General features: G+C 57.3%; 5 protein-coding genes. 4 read left to right on the forward strand and 1 reads right to left on the reverse strand.

The genetic code is table 11. The features are described from left to right. The 3 genes from carB to VF672_RS06610 all read left to right on the forward strand — a co-directional run. Nucleotides 1–1456: carbamoyl-phosphate synthase large subunit (gene carB / locus VF672_RS06600; RefSeq protein WP_331102721.1), on the forward strand; the 1456-nt coding region annotated here is incomplete at its 5' end. A gap of 2 nt (nt 1457–1458) precedes the next feature. Then, nucleotides 1459–1935 carry a transcription elongation factor GreA gene (gene greA, locus VF672_RS06605; RefSeq protein ID WP_124389035.1) on the forward strand — a complete coding sequence of 159 codons (477 nt, stop codon included), beginning with the start codon at nt 1459–1461 and terminating at the stop codon, nt 1933–1935. Nucleotides 1936–1963: 28 nt separating this feature from the next. Further along, nucleotides 1964–2368 carry an MFS transporter gene (locus tag VF672_RS06610; protein ID WP_331102724.1) on the forward strand — a complete coding sequence of 135 codons (405 nt, stop codon included), beginning with the start codon at nt 1964–1966 and terminating at the stop codon, nt 2366–2368. A 9-nt stretch (nt 2369–2377) separates the two neighbouring features. Here VF672_RS06610 and VF672_RS06615 read toward each other — a convergent pair whose 3' ends face one another. Further along, nucleotides 2378–2686 carry a YhbY family RNA-binding protein gene (locus VF672_RS06615; RefSeq protein ID WP_057725014.1) on the reverse strand — a complete coding sequence of 103 codons (309 nt, stop codon included), beginning with the start codon at nt 2684–2686 and terminating at the stop codon, nt 2378–2380. A gap of 104 nt (nt 2687–2790) precedes the next feature. Between VF672_RS06615 and rlmE the strand changes: the two genes are divergently transcribed. Beyond that, nucleotides 2791–3441 (forward strand): 23S rRNA (uridine(2552)-2'-O)-methyltransferase RlmE, encoded by a 651-nt coding sequence (rlmE, locus tag VF672_RS06620; protein WP_020293191.1) that lies wholly within the window; start codon nt 2791–2793, stop codon nt 3439–3441. Nucleotides 3442–3647: the final 206 nt, after the last annotated feature.

Genomic DNA, 3647 nt, shown 5'->3' on the forward strand with positions numbered 1-3647 from the left:
CGAAGACGGGTACGAGACCATCATGGTCAACTGCAACCCGGAAACCGTTTCTACTGACTACGACACGTCCGACCGTCTGTACTTCGAACCGGTGACGCTGGAAGACGTATTGGAAATCTGTCGCGTCGAGAAGCCAAAAGGCGTGATCGTCCAATACGGCGGTCAAACCCCGCTGAAACTGGCGCGTGCCCTGGAAGCAGCCGGCGTGCCGATCATCGGTACCAGCCCGGACGCCATCGACCGCGCCGAAGACCGCGAGCGCTTCCAGCAAATGGTTGAGCGCCTGAACCTGCGTCAGCCGCCGAACGCAACCGTGCGCAGCGAAGACGAAGCCATCCGCGCAGCCAGCAAGATCGGCTACCCGCTGGTGGTGCGTCCGTCCTACGTACTGGGCGGTCGCGCGATGGAAATCGTCTACGAAGAAGAGGAACTCAAGCGCTACCTGCGTGATGCCGTGAAAGTGTCCAACGACAGCCCTGTGCTGCTCGACCACTTCCTCAACTGCGCCATCGAAATGGACGTTGACGCGGTGTGCGACGGTACCGACGTGGTCATTGGCGCGATCATGCAGCACATCGAACAGGCTGGCGTTCACTCCGGTGACTCCGCGTGCTCGCTGCCGCCGTACTCGCTGCCTGCGCATATCCAGGACGAGATGCGCGAGCAGGTCAAGAAAATGGCCCTGGAGCTGGGTGTTGTCGGCCTGATGAACGTCCAGTTGGCGCTGCAAGGCGAAGACATCTACGTCATCGAAGTCAACCCGCGTGCTTCGCGCACCGTACCGTTTGTGTCCAAGTGCATCGGTGTGTCCCTGGCCATGATCGCTGCCCGCGTAATGGCTGGTAAGACCCTGAAGGAAATCGGCTTCACCAAGGAAATCATTCCGAACTTCTACAGTGTGAAAGAGGCGGTGTTCCCATTCGCCAAATTCCCTGGTGTGGACCCGATCCTGGGCCCGGAGATGAAGTCCACCGGTGAAGTGATGGGTGTGGGCGACACCTTCGGCGAAGCATTTGCCAAGGCTCAGATGGGCGCCAGCGAAGTGCTGCCGACCGGCGGTACCGCGTTCATCAGTGTGCGTGATGACGACAAGCCACTGGTTGCGGGTGTGGCCCGTGATCTGATCAACTTGGGCTTTGAAGTCGTGGCTACCGCCGGGACCGCCAAGCTGATCGAGGCTGCCGGCCTGAAAGTACGTCGCGTGAACAAGGTGACGGAAGGCCGTCCGCATGTGGTCGACATGATCAAGAACGACGAAGTCACGCTGATCATCAACACCACCGAAGGTCGCCAGTCGATCGCGGACTCCTACTCCATCCGTCGTAATGCCCTGCAGCACAAGATCTACTGCACCACCACCATCGCTGCAGGCGAAGCTATCTGCGAAGCGCTCAAGTTCGGTCCGGAAAAAACCGTGCGCCGCTTGCAGGATCTACACGCAGGATTGAAGGCATGAGCATAACCAAATACCCGATGACCGTTCAGGGCGCTCGCGCCCTGGAAGAGGAGCACGCCCATCTGACCAAGGTCGTACGTCCAAAGCTGAGCCAGGACATCGGTACGGCCCGCGAGCTGGGCGACTTGAAGGAAAACGCCGAATACCATGCTGCTCGCGAGCAGCAGGGTATGGTCGAGGCGCGGATTCGTGATATCGAAGGCCGTATGCAGAATGCGGTGATCATCGACGTCACGACTATCCCGCATACTGGCAAGGTGATTTTCGGCACCACGGTGGAAATCGCCAACGTCGAGACGGATGAGCGCGTTGTCTACCAAATCGTGGGCGAAGACGAGGCTGACTTCAAACTCGGAAAAATCTCCGTTGGTTCGCCACTGGCCCGCGCCTTGATTGCCAAGGAAGAAGGTGATGTGGTTGCCGTGAAAACGCCGAGCGGCGTGATCGAGTACGAGATTGTCGAAGTTCGTCATATCTGAAAGACGGCGCCCGCTTCGTGCGGGCGCCATGCTTTGGCAACTCTCCCAGATGCTCTGGGTCGGTGGCCTATGGTTGTTGCACATTGGCGTGTTGCCGGCGCTGGGTTTGATAGGCCTGGCACCTCTGCTGATCGATGAGATCGACGGATTGCTGACTACGTTGCTGGTGAGTTTTGCCGCGGCGTGCGTGACGCTCCAGGCGTTGGTGCTGATCAAGGCTGAAGGCTTGGGGAGTTTGTGGCGGGATATACGCGGCCAACTGCTGTTGATGGCGCTGTATGCGTGCGCAATGTATTGCGTTGTGCATGTGTGGCTACCGCAAGCGTTGCGCTGGCAGTTGTTCAGCTATCTTGTGCTAGGGTTCTCCGGCCTGGTGCTGGCGATACAGCCTGCTCCGGGATGGAGTGGCGGGGCGCGCGAAGCACGCCCTTGACCCTTGTCATCACTTGAAGCGATGAACGTTCGACAATTGCTTGTTGACGCTGAAGTTCTTGCGATGCAGCAGCGCCATCTTGCCGATAACCTGAACCAGGTCCGCTTTGCCAACCTTGCACAGTTCTGCAACGGCGGCCAGACGCGCTTCACGATCAAGGATATTGACCTTGATTTTGATCAGTTCATGATCATTGAGTGCGCGTTCGAACTCGGCTAACACACCTTCAGTCAAACCGTTGTCTGCCACAATCAGAACTGGTTTCAGATGGTGGCCAATGGATTTGTACTGTTTCTTCTGCTCTTGAGTGAGCGGCATAATCTGACCCCTGCGTCTGATCTTGTAAAAAGCGGCGGCCAGTTTACCCGAGCGAGTCCGGGACCGCCCAGTTAATCACGACTCGTTTATTTTTGAGGTGCCCTGTGGCCCGTTCCAAGACAAGCCATAACTGGCTCAAAGAACACTTCGACGACAAATACGTCAAAATGGCGCAGAAGGACGGCTATCGTTCTCGCGCCAGCTACAAGCTCCTGGAGATCCAGGAAAAGGACAAGATCATCCGGCCTGGCATGACCGTGATCGACCTCGGCGCCGCGCCGGGCGGGTGGTCGCAAGTGACCAGTCGTCTGATTGGCGGTCAAGGTCGCCTGATCGCGTCCGACATTCTGGAAATGGACAGCATCCCCGACGTGACCTTTATTCAGGGCGACTTCACCGAGGACGCCGTGCTCGCGCAGATCCTGGAGGCTGTCGGTAAAACGCAGGTAGACCTTGTGATTTCCGATATGGCCCCCAATATGAGTGGATTGAGCGCTGTCGATATGCCTCGCGCCATGTTCCTGTGCGAATTGGCACTGGATCTCGCAGGGCGGGTTTTGCGGCCAGGTGGTGATTTTTTGATCAAGGTCTTCCAGGGTGAAGGCTTCGATAAGTACCACAAGGACATCCGCAAGCTGTTCGACAAGGTCCAGATGCGCAAGCCGGAGTCATCACGGGACCGCTCTCGCGAGCAGTACTTGTTGGGTCGGGGCTTTCGCGGCATTGAAGGCTCGGAAAGCATCGAGCGCAATTGAGACGGGCCGATAGTTTTTTTCAAATGGCCCTGCGGTTGAAGCATAAACGAACATGCTGTAGTCAAAGTTTCACAAAGGGTTACAGACGGCGCCTGCCACATCTGTAGGTTCTGTAGTAAGTTAGGCCGGTGAATATCATGCGAGGCACGCTCCTGCGTGGAGCTTGCTTCAGAGGGTAGCTAATTGAACGATATGGCAAAGAATTT

It is taken from the genome of Pseudomonas sp., from assembly GCF_036387035.1.
GTDB lineage: Bacteria > Pseudomonadota > Gammaproteobacteria > Pseudomonadales > Pseudomonadaceae > Aquipseudomonas.

Excerpts from the sequence above, each read along its gene's own strand:
- VF672_RS06610 (WP_331102724.1), top strand. The coding sequence starts at position 1,964 with ATGCTTTGGCAACTCTCCCAGATGCTCTGGGTCGGTGGCCTATGGTTG.
- VF672_RS06615 (WP_057725014.1), bottom strand. The coding sequence starts at position 2,686 with ATGCCGCTCACTCAAGAGCAGAAGAAACAGTACAAATCCATTGGCCAC.